The organism is Aeromicrobium sp. P5_D10, assembly GCF_054049535.1.
In genome coordinates this window covers 473,741-490,078 of the sequence record NZ_JBFUME010000003.1, presented here as the reverse complement: position 1 = coordinate 490,078, position 16,338 = coordinate 473,741, and the positions used below count along the sequence as shown (strand labels likewise).

The following is a 16,338-nucleotide window of genomic DNA, read 5'->3' as shown; positions in this document are numbered from 1 at the left end:
CGGGTCGGTGAAGTGCAGCTCACATACTGACAGTGTGCTCAGTTCTTGCGCTTGGGCAGGTCTGCGTGGATCTTCTTGGTTCGGTACGAACCGTCCTTGCGCCGCTTGACCCAGAGTTCGCCGGTGACGACGATGCGGCGACCGCGTTTCGTTGCGCCGAAGACTTGCTGGTGCACCCATTCTGGGAGGTCGGTGTGCCCGGCGAGCTCCCGGCCGACCATGACGGGGGTGTTTTCCGGGCGGGCGCCGGTGTCGAGCCACACAGGGATGGTTCGCTCCGGATCGTCGTCATCGTCGTCTTCGGCTGCTTCGTGCCAGGCGCCTACGCGTGCTGTGAAGAGTCCCGTGGGTCTGAAGGGAAGTTTCTCCTCATCCCACAGGCCCCATTTGCTGGCTGGGCGAAGGCCTGCGGGCAGCTCGAACTGTTCGGGTGAATCGTCTCTCAGACCGTCCCGGAGTCTCCCGAAGCGGTACTTCAGGATCACCCCGTGCATGTGGCTGGGACGACGCCCCTTCTCCCAGGATCCGAACAGGACGCGGTGCAGCCGGGTTTCCGGGCCGTATGCGCTCTCGATGACGTTGCGGGCCTTGAGCGCGGCGACCAGCAGATCTGGGGACGTGCGGCCGGTCGCCTGGCGTTGGGCCCAGGCGTCTTCGTACGCCGCGAATGCCTGTTGGTTGGTGTTGGGCTCAAATGTGCCTACGCCCGATTCCGCAGGGTAGAAGTCGTCCATGGGCTCGACCCTAGGTGCTGACGGTCTCGCCCTTGACCGGAACCAACGGGATCGCCAGGAGGGGGAAGACAGCGACGAGACCGAACGCCCAGCCGTATCCGGCGCCGGTGATGAGCGCGCCGATGACCGGAGGTGCCGCTGCCGCAGCAAGGAACTGGCCGGTGTTCTGGGCGCCCAATGCGCGGCCCGACCAGTAAGGGCCGCTGATCTCGGCGACCGACGTGAAGGCCAGCCCGTTGTCCGCGACGGTGATGATCGATGCCAGAACGACGATCCCGATGGCCACCGGCGTGCTCTCGAAGACACCGAGCGCGACCAGGGTGACGGCAGCGACGACCGCGACGGTGCGCATGGGCCTCAGGCGACTGCCGGCCCGGTCGGACCAGGTGCCGGCGGCGATGCGTCCGGCGGCGCCGAGCACCTGGGTCGCCGCGACGAGCAGGCTCGCGGCCAGGGTTGACCAGCCCTTCTCGTCGATGAGCCACACGAGGGTGAATGTCCAGACCGTGAACTGCGGGACGACGAGCAGGATCGACGCCGCATGGATGCGCCAGAGCCGGTCGTCGCGGGTGTAGGGATTGTCGAGATGTCCGAGGTCGGCGGCCTCGGCCCTGGTGGGTCGCGGCGGGTCGACGATGAGCGTCGCGGTCAAGACGGCGGTCAGACCGCAGATCACCGCGATCGTCAGCATCGTGGTCCGCAGGTCGAAGGCATCGACCAGATTGGGGATCACGAGCGCCGCGATGCCGACGCCTACTGGCTGAGCGGTCTGGCGGATGCCCATCGCGGTGCCGCGCCGATCGGGCGGGAACCAGCCGATCACGACCCGGCCACTGGCCGAGTTGGTGCTGGCGCCGCCCATGCCGCCGATGAACATGAAGATCGCCAGCCAGACGAAAGAGGTGCTGAACGCGGCGGCGGTGGCGCCTGCCGTCAGGATCGCCAGTCCGACAGACATCGAGGTGCGTTCGCCGATGCGGTCGACGACAGCGCCCCACGCGAACAGGGTCAGCATCATGCCGACCGTGGCCGAGGATGCGACGAGTCCGGCTTCGACCAGACTGAGTCCCTGTTTGAGGTGCAAGTAGGGGATCAGGAACGGCGTCGCATTGACGTACATGCTGCTGGCGGACTGGCCGATCATCGACACCGCGAGCATGAGCCAGCGGTTCGGGGTCGAACTCCTTGCGGCCATTTTGTCCACATCCTGATACGAATCGTCTCAGGATTCAGACTACTCCATCCACATCGCCCGGGGGCCGGTGCGTTGGCGTCCACGTCGACGCACGAAGTGGACGCCAGCGCACCGCCCCAGGTTTCGGGTGGACGCCAACGCACCGCCCGGGGGGTGGGAGGGGCTTACTGGGTCAGGACGCCCATGTGGGCGAGGGCTTCCTTCAGGAGGGAGCCACGGCCGCCCTCCATGTCGTTGAGTACCTCGGGATCGGCCGCCTCGGTCGGCGTGAGCCAGGTCAGTTCGAGCGCGTCTTGGCGAGGATCGCACTCCCCGGTGACCGGAACGACGTAGGCCAACGACACCGCATGCTGACGCGGATCGTGCAATGCCGTCACACCCGGCAGCGGGAAGTACTCCGCGACCGAGAACGGTACGGTCGACGCCGGGAGCTGAGGGAATGCGGTCGGTCCGAGATCCTTCTCGAGATTGCGAAGCAGCGCTTCGCGCACAGACTCGCCGTGCAGGACGCGACCGGACACCAGGGTGCGGCTGATGACGCCGGTTGTTGCCGATCCGCGCAGCAGGACGCCGATCAGGTCGACCTGGCCCAGTGGGTTAATCCGGACCGGGACCGCCTCGACGTACAGGATCGGGACGCGCGCTCGCGTCTCGTCGAGTGCGAAGTCGGGAAGCCAGCCGGGATTGGGATCAGGAGTGCGCACGGACATGGCCACATTCTGTCCTACGGCTGGTGATGACGAGCGGGCCCGCGCGCGGATAGCACATGAAAAGGCGCGAGTGCGGTGCTGAGATTTAACCTGACGGGCCGTCATGAAACCGCGGCGAAACTGCTTTTGAAACGATTCGAAACCAGTGTGTCGGACTCTGATGACCTCATCGAAGGAGTCTGTGTGATCTCAGAACAACGACACGGGTGGCGGACCGGACTGGCCGCCGCACTCGTATCCATTCCCCTGGCCTGTCTACCGTCAATCGCTGTGGCCGCCGATGGCGACCTCGCCTCAGGATCCGGCTGGGAAGTGACCCAAGCCCCCGGCGGCTACCTCGTCACAGTCGAGCTCGACAAAAAGCTCCCGATCGTTTCGGATGCGCCGACGATCGAGGTTGACGGAGTCTCGATCGGCCTTGCGACCGAAGCTGCGGACGGCAAGAGTCTGTCGGTTTTCACGACCGACCCAGACGTTGCCGAAGCCGACAACGCCGAAGCTGGTTGGTTCAGTAAGCCGAGCGGTGGCACCGTCCAAAAGGCCGCGGCGGTCCCGGCAGCAGACGCCGATCCCGAACCCCTCGACGAGAACCCCGCCTCGACAGGCTCGTACGCATTCACCGAGGCGGTCTACAACTTCGGCGCCCAGGCGATCCCGCTCGCGGGGATCGGTGGCGTCCGCGGCGAGCTGCAGGGCAAGGTCTACCTGCCCAAGACCGGAGGGGCCCGCCCGACGGTGATCCTGCTGCACGGCCGTCACACCTCCTGCACGTCACCTCCCGGCAGCGGCGGAGTCTCCAATCCGCTGCGCTGGCCGTGTGGTCCCAATCAGGTCAACATTCCGAGTTTCGCCGGCTACGACGGCACCGCCCGCGCGCTGGCGAGCCACGGCTACGCCGTTGTGTCGATCGCTGCCAACGCGGTGAACTCCAATGACAATGAGCTCGCACTCGACCGCGGCGCCCAGGCCCGCGGACAGCTGCTGCTCGACACCCTCACGATGCTCGACCAGGCAAGCAAGGGCGAGCCGGTCAGCTATCGCGACGCGCAGAAGGGTCAGGACGTCACACTGGCCGATGCGCTCGCTGACCAGGGCCCGTTGCCCGGACTGACTGTCGGCACCGAAGGGCTGAGCGCTGCGGATTTCGTCGGCCGCTTCGACCTGACGAACGTCGGCATGATGGGGCACTCGCGCGGCGGTGAGGGCGTCACCTCAGCGGCGACCCTCAATCAGGCGCTCGACAAGCCGTGGGGAATCAAGACGATCCTGCCTCTCGCGCCGGTCGACTTCAACCGCATGACGGTGCCGAATGTCGCGATGAACGTCGTCCTGCCCTACTGCGACGGCGACGTCTCCAACCAGCAGGGCCAGCACATGCTCGACGACACGCGCTACGCCTTCGACGACAACTCGTTGCGCAGCGCCGTGTGGGCCATGGGTGCCAACCACAACTTCTACAACACGGTGTGGACGCCCGGCGTCTACCCGTACTCGGTGAGCGATGACTGGGGCGCGAACTCGGCGGACGCCGTGTGTGGACCGCAGGCCGCCACCAATATCCGTATGACGGCACAGGAGCAGTACGACATGGGCACGGCCTACATGGCCGGCTGGTTCCGTCTGACGATGGGTGCCGAGAAGCAGTTCCTGCCCATGTTCGACGGTTCGGGATCGGTTCCGGCCGTCCTGAACGGCGAGGATGTTCGCAGCGTGTCGACGGCTCCGGCAACAGAGCGCGCGACGATTGCGACGTTCGAGTCGACCAGCTCGCTGATCCGCACGCAGGGCGCCGCGACGGCGACGCTGTGCGCCAGCGCCTGGGGACGGACGCTCCCGACGCAGTTGCCGACGTGTTCGACGGCCCTGGGAACCAGCGCGACACCGCACTGGACTCCCGCGACCAATGGCGGCAACGTTCCGGCGACACCCATGACGAAGCTGTCGTGGAGCGCGCTGTCGACCGGCAACACGACCCAGACGCCCAGCGAGGTGCGGGTCACGGTTCCGGCAGCTGCCCGCAAGGCAAGCGGGTACGACCGCCTTTCGGTCAAGATGGCGGCCGAAGAGACGGTCGTGACCGGCACGGATGTCAAGATCACGGTTGTCGATGGCAATGGCGTGAGCTACTCGGTGCCGGTCTCGGCGCTGAACCCGCTGGCGGTCAGCCGTTTCCCGGGCTCGACGTCGGCGTTGCTGAAGAAGATCGTGCTGCAGCAGGTCAACCTCCCGACGTCGACGTTGGCGGACGCAGGCCTCAATCTGTCGGACATCCGCGAAGTGCGGCTCGGCGCGGCGACCGGTGCAGACGCGACCGCGACCGGTTCGGTCTTCCTGTCGGACCTGGCGTTCGAGAACTCGAGCGTCGGAACCCCGGTCGTCAAGAACGAGCGCACCGTCGACTTGTCTGTCCCCAAGGTCGCCGAGGGCAATGCGCCTGGGTCGGCCGACATCGCGGTGTACCTCGATGCGCCGTCGAGCAAGCCCGTCACGGGGTACGTCTCGGTGCTGGGCTCGACCACGAGCCGGGGCGGGATCACGATGGAGAAGGTGTCGTTCGCACCGGGTGAGACCTGCAAGGTCGTCACGGCGCAGGTCAACGGCGACACGCTGACCAGCTCCACCGCGAGCACGTCGATCACCAGCTCGATCATCAACGTGAACGGTGCGGTACAGGGTAAGAAGGCCTTGGGCAGCCTCGTCGTCGTCGAGGATGACGGAGTGACCGGCTCGGCCACAGCCCTTCCGGCACCCGGTATCCAGGGCGACGCGTGTGCTGAGCTCGCGGCGTCGAAGACGACCGGGGAGGTGACGATCGACGAGGAGATCGTGGCGCCCGGCGATGCTGTCGGGCTGACGGCGACGGGCTACCGGGTCGGCGAGTCCGTGGCGTTCACGCTGGCGGGTACGGCACTGGCGACGGGGATCGCCGACGGCGCTGGCAAGGTCGCGGTGACGGCTTCGGTTCCCGCCGACGCGGTGCTCGGCGTCAACGAGGTATCGGCGGTCGGCGCGGGAACGCGCTTCACGTCCACCGGCTCGATCGAGGTGCTCCAGTCCACAGCGACGACGCTGTCGATGTCGCCGGCGATCCCGGAGATCAACGAGTCAGTCACGCTCACCGCTCAGGTGACAGGTGCTGACACGGCTGGAACCGTCGAGTTCTTCGACGGCACCACGTCGCTCGGCACCGGCACCGTCGCAGGCGGTGCTGCGACCGTGACGGTCGACGGTTTCAAGGCCGGAGACCACGCGATCACCGCCACCTTCGCCAAGACGGCCACGGCCCAGGCGTCGGAGTCCAACGTCATCGGCCTGACGCTGGCGAAGGGCAAGTCCGGAATCGCGATGCTGCTGGCCACCGACTCCACGGTCTACGGCACCGCAGTCAAGGGATCGGTCGCCGTCGCCAATGGCGATGGCGGAACCGTCACCGTCAAGTTCGGCGGAAGGACGATCGATCTTCCACTGGGAGGTTCTGACTCGGTGGCGTTCACCGTGCCCGCCGGGCTGGTGCCCGGAACGTACGGCGTCGATGCGGTCTTCAACGGCACCGACAAGGTCGATCCGAGCGGTGTGGCCTCGACGGGACTGAAGATCCTCAAGAAAGCCACGACGGCATCGGTCTCCTCGAAGTCGTCGATCAAGAAGGGTAAGACGCTGACCGTCAAGACGACGATCAAGGGCGCCACGGCCGGGACGTTCCCGACCGGATCGGTCAAGATCTACGTCAAGACCGGCAAGGGCGGTTACATCCTGAAGAAGACCGTCTCGCTCACCGCGAGTAGGAAGGGAACTATCGCCACCACCGTGAAGGCGCCCAAGAAGAAGGCGACTCTGCGGATCAAGACGGTGTTCTCCGGCGATGCCAAGTACGTCGGAAGTGCGACCACAACCAGGGTCGTGAAGGTCAAGTAGGGCCCGATAGGGAACTGAGGCGGGGAGTGCCCACGGGGCGCTCCCCGTCTCGCCGCGTCCAACCAGGCCTGGACGCCTGTGGTGGCAGGATGAAATCGTGATCAACGGCGGCGTCTCGTTCTGGTGGAATCAAGTCGGCATCCCCGCGCCGCGTCCCTCGCTCGACGGCGATCTCACCTGCGATGTGTGCATCGTCGGTGGTGGACTCAGCGGTCTTTGGACGGCGTACGCCCTCGCGGCCGCCGAACCGGATCTCGACATCGTCGTTCTGGAGGCCGAGTTCGCCGGCTTCGGGGCATCGGGTCGCAACGGCGGCTGGCTGTCGGCCGAGCTGTCGGGCAGTAAGAGGCGCTATGGCGCAACGCATGGGCGCGACGGAGTCACGGCACTGGTCGGCGCGATGGAGCGTGCCGTCGACGAAGTCATCGAGGTCTGCCAGGTCGAGGGCATCGACGCCGACATCGTCAAGAACGGTGTTCTGTACGTCGCCCGGTCGAAGGCGCAACTCGTCCGGCTGCATGAGGGACTGGCCGACGACGAGGCGTGGGGCATCGGTGCCGAGCATCACCGAGAGCTTTCCGCAGGCGAGCTTGAAGACAGGATCCACGTTGCCGGCGCGATCGGCGCGACGTTCAGCCCGCACTGCGCTCGCGTCCATCCGGCCAAGCTCGTCGCGGGTATTGCCGAGGCCGTGGAGCGACGCGGCGTGCGTATCTTCGAGCAGACCAGGGCGAGTCGCATCGAGTCGGGCGTCGTGACGACAGACCGGGGCCGGGTGCGAGCCCCGCGTATTCTGCGCTGTCTGGAGGGATACACCGCAAGTATCCGCGGTCAGCGGCGCACCTGGCTGCCGATGAACTCCGCCATGATCGTGACGGATCCGCTGCCCGATTCGGTGTGGGACGAGATCGGCTGGACCGGGGCGGAACTTCTGGGTGACAGTGCCAATGCCTATTGCTACGCGCAGCGCACCGCGGACGGGCGGATCGCGTTGGGCGGGCGAGGAATCCCGTATCGATACGGTTCCCGCACCGATATCGATGGGCAGACGCAGGATTGGACGGTCGAGTCGCTGACCACGATCCTGCACGACATGTTCCCGGCGGCCCGCCGAGCTGGTATCGCCCAGGCCTGGTGCGGTGTGTTGGGCGTGCCGCGCGACTGGTGTGCGAGCGTCACCTTCGACGAACGGACGGGTCTCGGCTGGGCGGGCGGCTATGTCGGCAGCGGCCTGACCACGACGAACCTGGCCGGACGGACGCTGGCCGATCTGACCCTGGGGCGCGACACCGAGCTCACGGCGCTGCCCTGGGTCAACCGGACAGTCCGGCGCTGGGAGCCTGAGCCGCTGCGGTGGCTCGGGGTCAAGGCGATGTACGGGCTGTACCGCGAAGCGGACCGCCGCGAGAACAACGGGCTGGCCCAGCCGAGTCGACTGGCCAGGATCGGCAACGTCCTGACCGGCCGCTGAACCTGAGCTCGCTGGGTTTGACCAGAGAATCGGGTTTTGGCCCGTGAATCGCGGACAAAACCCGATTCCTTCGTCCCGGCAGGGCGATAAGTCGGTCGCGAGGTACGCTGATCTCACAAGACAGGGGAGCGCCTAACGCAGAGGGCGCTGAGAGTGCGGATCCGCCGCAGACCCTTGAACCTGCTCCGGTTAGTACCGGCGAAGGGAGTCACGATGAGTTCTGCAACTACGTCCACATCCAGGTCCTTGGTGCGTTATCGCACGATCGATCTGGTCACGATCACCACCCTCGGTGTCGCATTCGGCGTCATCTTCTGGGGGTGGGGCAAGCTGTACGAACCGCTGAGCGGTCTGGCGGTCTTCTCCTATCCGCCGACCTCAGCACTGCTCGGCGGTGTCTGGCTCACGGCGGGCGTCGTCGGCGGGCTGATCATCCGCAAGCCCGGTGCCGCATTTGCCACCGAGTTCGTCGCCGCGGCCGTGTCGACGTTCATTCTGGGCGGGACGCAATGGGGCTGGGGGGTGTACGCCTCCGGCTTCTGGCAAGGAATCGGCGCGGAGTTGATCTTCCTCGTCTTCTTCTACAAGCGATGGGGAGTTGTCGCGGCAGTGCTGGCCGGAATGCTGGCAGGTGCCTTCGGGTCGTTGTACGAGTGGAGCGCCTACATCCCGGACTACTCGATCGGCGCCAAGCTCGCTCACCTCGGATTCTTCATGTTGTCGGGCGCGGTCGTCGCGGGAGCGGGAGGCTTTTTCCTCGTCAGGGCAATGGCCCGAGCAGGCGTCCTGGATTCCTTCGGGGCGGGACGCGAACAGGCCACCGAGGGCTCGATCTGCTGATCGAGCCCGGCGAACGGGTTCTTCTGGTTGGTCCAAGCGGTGCGGGCAAGTCGACGCTCCTGCATGGCCTGGCCGGAGCGCTCGGGTCGACTATCGCCGGTGACCTCACCGGCACAGCCGAGGTCGAGGGACAATTGGGTCTGCTGCTGCAGAATCCCGCCGATGCGATCGTGGCCGAACGTATGGGACGCGACGTGGCTTTCGGCTTGGAGAATGCGGCCCTTCCTCGTGAGCAGATCTGGCCGCTGGTGGACGAGGCTCTTGTCGCTGTGGGCCTGACGTACGGGCATGAGCACTTCACCGCTGCCCTGTCTGGTGGCGAGCAGCAACGTCTGGCGCTCGCGGGGGTACTCGCGATGAGGCCCGATGTCCTCCTGCTTGATGAACCGACGTCGATGCTTGATCCGGCGACGGCCGCGAGCGTGCGCTCGGCGGTGCTGACGGCGGTCGGCGATCGCACGTTGATCGTCGTCGAACACCGCATTGAACCGTGGCTGCCGCATGTCGACCGGGTTGTCGTCCTGGGTGCCGGGGGAGTGATCGTAAGCGATGGGACCGTTGCTGAGTTCCTGGCCGGCGATGCACCGTCAGGTGTGTGGTTCCCGGGGCGACCGACGCCGACGCCGTTGGGTGTGCCGTCCGATCTGGCCGGTCCGAGCCATGACGTGCTGACAGTGAAGGCACAGGACGTGACGGTCGACTTGGTCATGCGAACGCTGCGAGGCAACCAACGCACGCGCGCGCTGAGCGGTTTGACTGTCCGGCTGAATCCCGGCGAAGTCACCGGGTTCACCGGGCCCAGCGGGGCCGGGAAATCGACCGCGCTGGCCGTGCTCGGCGGCCTGCTCAAACCTGCGTCCGGGGTCGTCACCCCCCATCTGAACCGCATGAAGTCGAAGGCGCTGGCAGCCGTCGTCGGCTGGGTGCCGCAGAATCCCGAACATGGATTCTTGACCACGAAGGTCGCGGACGAGGTGCGGCACACCTCTGATCGGCTGGAGCGGCCGATCGATGTCATGGCTGTTTTGGAAGTGTTCGGTCTGGACCGTTTCGCAGACTCCCATCCCTACCGGCTGTCCGGTGGTGAGCAACGGCGCCTGGCGCTGGCCGCTTCCCTTGCTCACCGACCCGGCGTCGTCTTGCTCGATGAGCCGACGGTCGGTCAGGATCCGGGCACCTGGTCGGCAGTTGCGGGCTGGATCGTCGCGGCCGGGACGGCCGGTGCCGCGGTGGGCGTCTCGACGCACGATGACGAGCTGCCGCTCGACGTCGAACATCGCATGGCTTCGGGGGTGCTGGTGTGAGGTCGCTGGTTGTAAGCGCCAATCCGTTGGCTCAGTTGTCGGTGGGGTTGTTCTCGCTGCTGGGCTCGTTCTGGATTCGGAGTCTGCCGGTCGCCCTGATCGCGTTGGGCGCCTACCTGCTCGTCGCGATGCTGCTGTTGCCTGGTTGGCGATATCCGTTGGCCTGCCTGGCTTTCACCTCGATTGCTGCGATCACGATCGTCTACTCGACCTGGCGGGTTGGCGGCCGAGACATCGAGCAGGCCATAACCGCAGGCCTTCGGATCGTCGTTCTGGCCTGGCCCGGCTCGGTCATGGCAGGTTACGTCGACCCGACCCGACTGGCCGACTACCTGGCGCAGAGCATGCACCTGCCTGCGCGGTTGATGGCCGCATTCGCCGGCGCGCTGCAGAAGTTCACCGGCTTCGGGCTCACGTGGCAGCAGCTCGAGCGGGTGAGACGGGTGAGGGGATTTGGAGCCAGCCGCAATCCGTTCCGCAATGGCAAGCACGTGGCGAACATGTCGTTCGCTCTCTTGGTGCACGCGATGCGTGGTGCGACGACGGCGTCGATCGCGATGGATGCGCGGGGCTTTGCCGATGCTCAGCGGCGGACCTGGGCTGAACCGGCACCGTGGACACGGCTCGACGTGTGTTGCGTCGCTGCGGCGCTACTGCTCGCTCTCGTCCCGGTCGTTGCCAGGATCCTGCTCTAGACCCCGGACTCCCCACCGGCTAAGGTGCCAACTAAGCAAGCGCTTACCTAGCCGGAGGATTTGGAATGACTCGTGTATTCGACAGCATCGACGCTCTCAAGGCTGCAGCCGGGGAGGAGCTCGGTGCCAGCGAGTGGTTGACCGTCACGCAGGATCAGGTCAACACGTTCGCCGACGCCACGGGTGACCACCAGTGGATCCATGTCGACCCGGAGCGCGCTGCCAAGGGTCCGTTCGGCGGACCCATCGCTCACGGCTATCTGACCCTTTCGCTGCTGCCGGTGTTCTCCGCCGAGATCTTTACGGTCGAGAACATCGCGTTCGGCATGAACTACGGTGCCAACAAGGTCCGTTTTCCCGCCCCAGTCCCGGTGGGTTCGCGCCTGCGGGCGAGTGCGACGCTCAAGGAGACCAACGACATCGCGATCGGAACACAGGTTGTGATCACGTTTGTGGTCGAACTCGAGGGTGCCGCCAAGCCGGTCTGTATCGCCGAGGTCGTCTACGTCTACGCGGCGGCCTGACATGCATTTCGCTTTCGACGACAAGACCAATGACCTGATCGCACGCGTCACGGCGTTCATGGAAGCCGAGGTCTATCCGGCCGAGGCCGCGCTGAAGCAGCAGATCGAGGACAACGTCACCCACGACAAGTGGACGTTTCCGCCGATCGTCATGGAGCTGCGCGCGAAGGCGAAGGCGCAAGGACTCTGGAACTTCTTCGACCCGAGCGAGCACGGCGCAGGGCTGACCAATCTGCAGTATGCACCGATCGCCGAGATCACGGGACGCAGCATCCAGATGGCTCCTGCGGTGTTCAACTGTGCTGCGCCCGACACCGGCAACATGGAGGTGCTGGGCATGTTCGGCACCACCGAGCAGAAGAGCCGCTGGCTCACGCCCCTGCTCGAAGGAGACATCCGTTCGGCCTTCGCGATGACCGAGCCGCAGGTCGCCTCCTCCGACGCCACCAACGTCGAGCTGAGCATCGTCCGTGACGGCGACGAGTACGTCATCAACGGCCGCAAGTGGTGGATCACCGGTGCGATGAACCCCGACTGCAAGATCTTCATCGTGATGGGCAAGACCGATCCCGAGGCAGCGCGGCACCGCCAGCAGTCGATGATCCTGGTCGAACGCGACACTCCTGGGCTCGAGATCATCCGCGGGATGCACGTCTTCGGCTATCACGACCGCGACCACGGCGGACACGCCGAGATGCGCTTCACCGACGTGCGGGTGCCCGCGAGCAATCTGATCGGCGGCGAGGGCGAGGGCTTCGCGATCGCGCAGGCACGCCTCGGGCCGGGTCGCATCCACCACTGCATGCGTTCGCTCGGAATCGCCGAGCGTGCGATCGAGATGATGAGCAAACGAGCTTCTGAGCGGGTCGCGTTCGGCAAGCCGATCGCCGAACAAGGCGTCGTACGGGACTGGATCGCCGAGTCCCGCGTCAAGGTCGAGCAATTGCGGCTGCTGGTCCTGAAAGCAGCCTGGCTGATGGACACCGCCGGCAACAAGGCCGCGCACACCGAGATCCAGGCGATCAAGATCGCCACTCCGCAGACCGTCGAGTGGATCCTCGACAAGGCGATCCAGGTGCACGGTGCGGGTGGTCTGAGCCAGGACTTCCCGCTCGCCGAGTGGTTCGCCGGCATGCGCACGCTGCGCTTCGCGGACGGTCCTGACGAAGTGCACAAGAACGCTCTCGCCAAGGCCGAACTCAAGCGGCACGCCTGATGGACGTCCGGGGTAAAACTGCCGTCGTCACAGGTGCCGCCAGCGGCATTGGCGAAGGAATCGTCCAGCGTCTCCTCGAACACGGCGCGTCGGTCGTGCTCGGCGATCTCGATGCGGCCCGCCTCGAGGCGACCGCCTCGCGACTTGCGCAGGAGCACGTCGGACGGGTCGCGTTCGTGGCCGGCGATGCCTCCGACAGGGGTCACATCGACGCCCTGATCTCGGCGGCTCCCGGCGATGTCGACCTGTATGTCGCCAACGCGGGCGTCTTCCGCGGCTTCGGCCTGGAAGCACCGGAGTCCGACTGGACCCTCGGCTGGGAGGTCAACGTGATGGCGCAGGTGCGTGCCGCGCAGGCGCTCGTCCCGGGTTGGATCGAGCGGGGCGCGGGCTGCTTCGTCAGCACCGCGTCGGCGGCCGGGCTGCTGACTCAACTGGGCTCGCCGACCTACTCGGTGACCAAACACGCTGCGGTCGGCTTCGCCGAATGGCTCGCAGCGACCTACGGCGACCAAGGCGTTCAAGTCTGCTGCCTGTGCCCCATGGGGGTGCGTACCGACATGCTGCACGAGGGCGAGACGAGTGATGACGCGGTGGGCCGGTTGGCGATGAAATCAGTTGTGACAGCCGGTGCGACGCTGACACCGTTGGACGTCGCGGACACCCTGCTCGAGGCGCTCGACGCCGGTACCTTCTTGGCCCTGCCCCATCCGGAGGTCGGCGAGATGTACGCCCGCAAGGCCGCCGACCAGGATCGGTGGATCGCCGGCATGCAGCGCTTCCGCACCAGCCTGGAGTCACTAGGCGAGTAGGTGACGAAGTGGCTCGCACGCGTAGGGTTGCATCCGTAGAAAGGTGCAATGTGAAGTTCACGCGCAGTTTCATCGTGATGGCGGTGGCAGAAGCCGTCGTCTTGGTGGTGTACGTCCTTGCCCAATTGGCTGATGTCGACTTCGGCTCAGCGGCATCTGCGGTGAAGATCGCGGTCGTGGCGGCGGCAGCGGTCGTGGCGGTCATGGCCTATCAGGCCTGGTCGCATCGCAACTCACTCCACACGATCTGCGCGATGCTGCTGGGACTACTCGGCGGCGCTTCGCTTGTCTCGTCGGTGACGACGGCCAAGGGCAACGAGATCTACGGCAGCGCACCGATGGCGCTGGTCGGCACGGCCGCAGTCGTGGCGACAGTCGCCGTGAGCTTGGTCGCCATGTCACGTGAAGGGCAGGAAACCCGATGATCGAACTCCTCACACCCACCCAGCTCGACGAGATGCGGCCGGCTGGCCGCTTTGTCGGTTCAGTCCTGACGGCGCTGTCCGAAGCCGCCGACGTCGGCGTCGATCTGCTCGACCTCGATGCCTTGGCACACGACATGATCCGCAAGGAAGGTGCCGAGTCCTGCTATATCGACTATCACCCGTCATTCGGCGCGATGCCGTTCGGCAAGGTGCTGTGCACGTCGGTCAACGACGCGGTCCTGCACGGTCTGCCGCACAAGTACAAACTGCGTGACGGTGACCTGGTCAGCTTCGACTTCGCCGCTTCGGTCAATAGGTGGGTCTGCGATTCGGCGGTCAGTGTCGTGGTCGGCACCCCGCGCGAGGAGGACCTGCGCCTGATCGACCAGACACAGGAGGCCCTCGACGCCGCGATCGCGGTGGCCCGTCCCGGAAACCGCATCGGCGATATCTCTGCCGCTATCGGCGCTGTCGGCCGCAAGTACGGGCTCAAGATCAACACGCAGTTCGGCGGCCACGGTGTCGGCCGAACGATGCACGGGGATCCGCATATCGCCAACGACGGCAAGGCCGGTCGGGGACTTCCGCTCAAACCGGGCCTCGTGATCGCGATCGAGCCGTGGTTCCTGCACACCACCGATGAGATCGTCATGGATCAGGATGGCTGGACGATTCGCAGTGCCGACGGTTCGCGCGGCGCGCATGTCGAGCACACCATCGCGATCACCGACGGCGATCCCATCATCATGACCGAACGGGCCACCGTCAGCGCAGGATGAAGCGATTGCGCCCGGAAGCTTTCGCTTCGTACATGGCCTGATCCGCGGACTTGAGCATGTCCTCCGGCTCGATGTCCTGGCCTCCGGGGAAGATCGCGCATCCACAACTGATCGTGACCTGGCCGTAGGGCGATTTCGGGTGGGGTAGTGCGACCTCGTCCAGTAGTTCGAACAGGCGGCGAATCGCCGGTTCAGGGTCTGTCGTTCCCGTCTGGATCAGGACGAACTCCTCACCGCCGTAGCGCGCCACGGAGTCTGAGCGTCGGGCCACCTGTTTGAGGCAGCCGGCGAAGGTGACGAGGACGGAGTCGCCCTCGAGATGGCCGAAATGATCGTTGTAACGCTTGAAATAGTCGAGATCGATCATCGAGACGCAGACAGGATCGCCGGTGCGGCGGGCATGGGTCACGATCCGGTCGAGTTCGGCCGCGAGCGCGCGACGGTTGGGCAGCCCGGTCAGCGCGTCCTCGAGCGATTGCTGTTCGAGGATCGCGCGCTCCATCTGGAGGGTCTGATTGGCCTTCTGGAGTGCCATCTGGCCGTGGAGGCTGTCGGTGATGTCGATGACGAAACCGATCGCACGCGCTGGCTCGCCGTCTTGGTCCAGTACGAGACATGCCGCCGAACGCACCCAACGGACCTCGCCGTCGGGATGGACGATCCGGAACGTGTTGGTGTAGTCCTGTTCCGTGGCCATCAGCGTGGCCACGGTCTGGGGGATCTCGGTTGCCTTGTCCAGATCCTCGGGATGGATCATCGGGCGGAACTCGTCCATCGAGCTGATGGGGTGTGCGGGATCGCGTCCCATGATGTTGTGCCAGGTGTCGTCGCAGAACAGGCGATCGGTCTGCAGATCGAAGTCCCAGATCCCGATTCCGCCGACGCGCGTGGCCAGGGTGAGCCGTTCCTGGCTCTCACGCAGCGCTTCGCGGGCCGCATGATGATCTGACACATTGCGCGCGACGCACAGGATCGAGGTGACCGTGCCGTCGTCGATCATGGGGGTCAGGAGACAGTCCCAGCTCTCAGACGCCTTGTCGGTCTGTTGGATGCGTCCCGAGAAGCGTGCCGTGTCACCCGCGAGGGCTTCGCCGAATGCGGTCGCGGCGGTAGCGCGTACCTCTTCGGGCAGCAGCTGGAGCCAGTCCTGCCCGAAGCCGGATGCCGGATCTACGAGGAGCGTCTTGCACCCGACATCGTTCATATAGGTCAGGCGCCCCGTCAGATCGATCAACTTGATGCAGTCGCCCGAGGCGTCCAACAGGTCGCGCTGCATGCGGGTGTGGTCGGCGAGGATGTCGTATCTCGACTTGAGCTCGTCGATGTCGGCCGCAGTGCAGAGCCAGAGTCCGTCTTCGATCCGCTCGAATGGCTGGATCTGGATCTGGGCCCAGCGGCCGGTCGCGAGGTGGACTTCGAATGGCTGGGGAGCTGTCTTCGACGACAATCCGGTGATGCAGTCGTCCATCAACGGTTGATCGGCCGGCGCGACCAGCTGCCGAATGTGCTGCGCGGCGGGACCGGCTATGTCGACCCACGCATTGTTGACCTCTCGGACTGCCCCGGAGGGGTCGAAGATCGCCGCTGGCGTGTGAAGTATCCGGACAAAGTTGGCGAGCACGTCTGCCGCGCTGAGGTCACTGGCTTCTCGCTCGTTCACGAAGTCCACTATTCCCCCCTCAGTGATATTTGGAACGCGGAAATGACAAATTGTTTTT

The 16,338-nt window shown here is 65.6% G+C and carries 14 protein-coding genes and 1 riboswitch; of the genes, 10 read left to right on the top strand and 4 right to left on the bottom strand.

Annotation, left to right across the window (positions count from 1 at the left end; genetic code table 11):
- Positions 1-38: 38 nt before the first annotated feature.
- The 3 genes from ACXJKC_RS07355 to ACXJKC_RS07345 form a co-directional block, all read right to left on the bottom strand.
- On the bottom strand, positions 39-734 hold the full coding sequence (locus tag ACXJKC_RS07355) for a hypothetical protein (RefSeq protein WP_456696038.1): 696 nt from the start codon (positions 732-734) through the stop codon (positions 39-41).
- A 10-nt stretch (positions 735-744) separates the two neighbouring features.
- Positions 745-1,929 (bottom strand): MFS transporter, encoded by a 1,185-nt coding sequence (locus tag ACXJKC_RS07350; RefSeq protein ID WP_456696037.1) that lies wholly within the window; start codon positions 1,927-1,929, stop codon positions 745-747.
- A gap of 164 nt (positions 1,930-2,093) precedes the next feature.
- On the bottom strand, positions 2,094-2,639 hold the full coding sequence (locus ACXJKC_RS07345; protein WP_456696036.1) for an NUDIX hydrolase family protein: 546 nt from the start codon (positions 2,637-2,639) through the stop codon (positions 2,094-2,096).
- Positions 2,640-2,822: 183 nt separating this feature from the next.
- Between ACXJKC_RS07345 and ACXJKC_RS07340 the strand changes: the two genes are divergently transcribed.
- The 10 genes from ACXJKC_RS07340 to map all read left to right on the top strand — a co-directional run bounded on the left by ACXJKC_RS07340 (position 2,823) and on the right by map (position 14,620).
- On the top strand, positions 2,823-6,554 hold the full coding sequence (locus ACXJKC_RS07340) for an Ig-like domain repeat protein (protein WP_456696035.1): 3,732 nt from the start codon (positions 2,823-2,825) through the stop codon (positions 6,552-6,554).
- Positions 6,555-6,651: 97 nt separating this feature from the next.
- Entirely contained in the window at positions 6,652-8,025 is a 1,374-nt protein-coding gene (locus ACXJKC_RS07335; RefSeq protein ID WP_456696034.1) for an NAD(P)/FAD-dependent oxidoreductase, read from the top strand.
- A gap of 112 nt (positions 8,026-8,137) precedes the next feature.
- Positions 8,138-8,249: riboswitch (TPP riboswitch) on the top strand.
- Positions 8,239-8,865 (top strand): ECF transporter S component, encoded by a 627-nt coding sequence (locus ACXJKC_RS07330; RefSeq protein WP_456696033.1) that lies wholly within the window; start codon positions 8,239-8,241, stop codon positions 8,863-8,865. It overlaps the preceding riboswitch by 11 nt.
- Complete coding sequence (locus ACXJKC_RS07325; RefSeq protein ID WP_456696149.1) at positions 8,859-10,169, top strand: ABC transporter ATP-binding protein; 1,311 nt, start codon at positions 8,859-8,861, stop codon at positions 10,167-10,169. Before ACXJKC_RS07330 ends, ACXJKC_RS07325 begins: the two co-directional genes overlap by 7 nt.
- Complete coding sequence (locus tag ACXJKC_RS07320; RefSeq protein ID WP_456696032.1) at positions 10,166-10,864, top strand: energy-coupling factor transporter transmembrane component T family protein; 699 nt, start codon at positions 10,166-10,168, stop codon at positions 10,862-10,864. Before ACXJKC_RS07325 ends, ACXJKC_RS07320 begins: the two co-directional genes overlap by 4 nt.
- Before the next feature lie 65 nt (positions 10,865-10,929).
- Entirely contained in the window at positions 10,930-11,388 is a 459-nt protein-coding gene (locus ACXJKC_RS07315) for a MaoC family dehydratase (protein WP_456696031.1), read from the top strand.
- Between the two features lies 1 nt (position 11,389).
- On the top strand, positions 11,390-12,604 hold the full coding sequence (locus ACXJKC_RS07310; RefSeq protein ID WP_456696030.1) for an acyl-CoA dehydrogenase family protein: 1,215 nt from the start codon (positions 11,390-11,392) through the stop codon (positions 12,602-12,604).
- Positions 12,604-13,416, top strand: a complete 813-nt coding sequence (locus ACXJKC_RS07305) for an SDR family oxidoreductase (RefSeq protein ID WP_456696029.1) — start codon at positions 12,604-12,606, stop codon at positions 13,414-13,416. Before ACXJKC_RS07310 ends, ACXJKC_RS07305 begins: the two co-directional genes overlap by 1 nt.
- Positions 13,417-13,466: 50 nt before the next feature.
- On the top strand, positions 13,467-13,841 hold the full coding sequence (locus ACXJKC_RS07300; RefSeq protein WP_456696028.1) for a hypothetical protein: 375 nt from the start codon (positions 13,467-13,469) through the stop codon (positions 13,839-13,841).
- Entirely contained in the window at positions 13,838-14,620 is a 783-nt protein-coding gene (gene map / locus ACXJKC_RS07295) for a type I methionyl aminopeptidase (RefSeq protein ID WP_456696027.1), read from the top strand. Before ACXJKC_RS07300 ends, map begins: the two co-directional genes overlap by 4 nt.
- Here the strand turns inward: map and ACXJKC_RS07290 are convergent.
- A complete protein-coding gene (locus ACXJKC_RS07290) occupies positions 14,607-16,280 on the bottom strand; it encodes a diguanylate cyclase (protein WP_456696026.1) in 1,674 nt (557 codons plus the stop codon). The two genes, map and ACXJKC_RS07290, sit on opposite strands and share 14 nt — an antisense overlap.
- Positions 16,281-16,338 lie beyond the last annotated feature (58 nt).

What these genes read in the sequence shown, in the direction of transcription:
- ACXJKC_RS07350 (WP_456696037.1), bottom strand. Translation starts at nt 1,929, where the DNA reads ATGGCCGCAAGGAGTTCGACCCCGAACCGCTGGCTCATGCTCGCGGTG.
- map (WP_456696027.1), top strand. Translation starts at nt 13,838, where the DNA reads ATGATCGAACTCCTCACACCCACCCAGCTCGACGAGATGCGGCCGGCT.
- ACXJKC_RS07355 (WP_456696038.1), bottom strand. Translation starts at nt 734, where the DNA reads ATGGACGACTTCTACCCTGCGGAATCGGGCGTAGGCACATTTGAGCCC.
- ACXJKC_RS07305 (WP_456696029.1), top strand. Translation starts at nt 12,604, where the DNA reads ATGGACGTCCGGGGTAAAACTGCCGTCGTCACAGGTGCCGCCAGCGGC.
- ACXJKC_RS07330 (WP_456696033.1), top strand. Translation starts at nt 8,239, where the DNA reads ATGAGTTCTGCAACTACGTCCACATCCAGGTCCTTGGTGCGTTATCGC.
- ACXJKC_RS07315 (WP_456696031.1), top strand. Translation starts at nt 10,930, where the DNA reads ATGACTCGTGTATTCGACAGCATCGACGCTCTCAAGGCTGCAGCCGGG.
- ACXJKC_RS07345 (WP_456696036.1), bottom strand. Translation starts at nt 2,639, where the DNA reads ATGTCCGTGCGCACTCCTGATCCCAATCCCGGCTGGCTTCCCGACTTC.
- ACXJKC_RS07310 (WP_456696030.1), top strand. Translation starts at nt 11,390, where the DNA reads ATGCATTTCGCTTTCGACGACAAGACCAATGACCTGATCGCACGCGTC.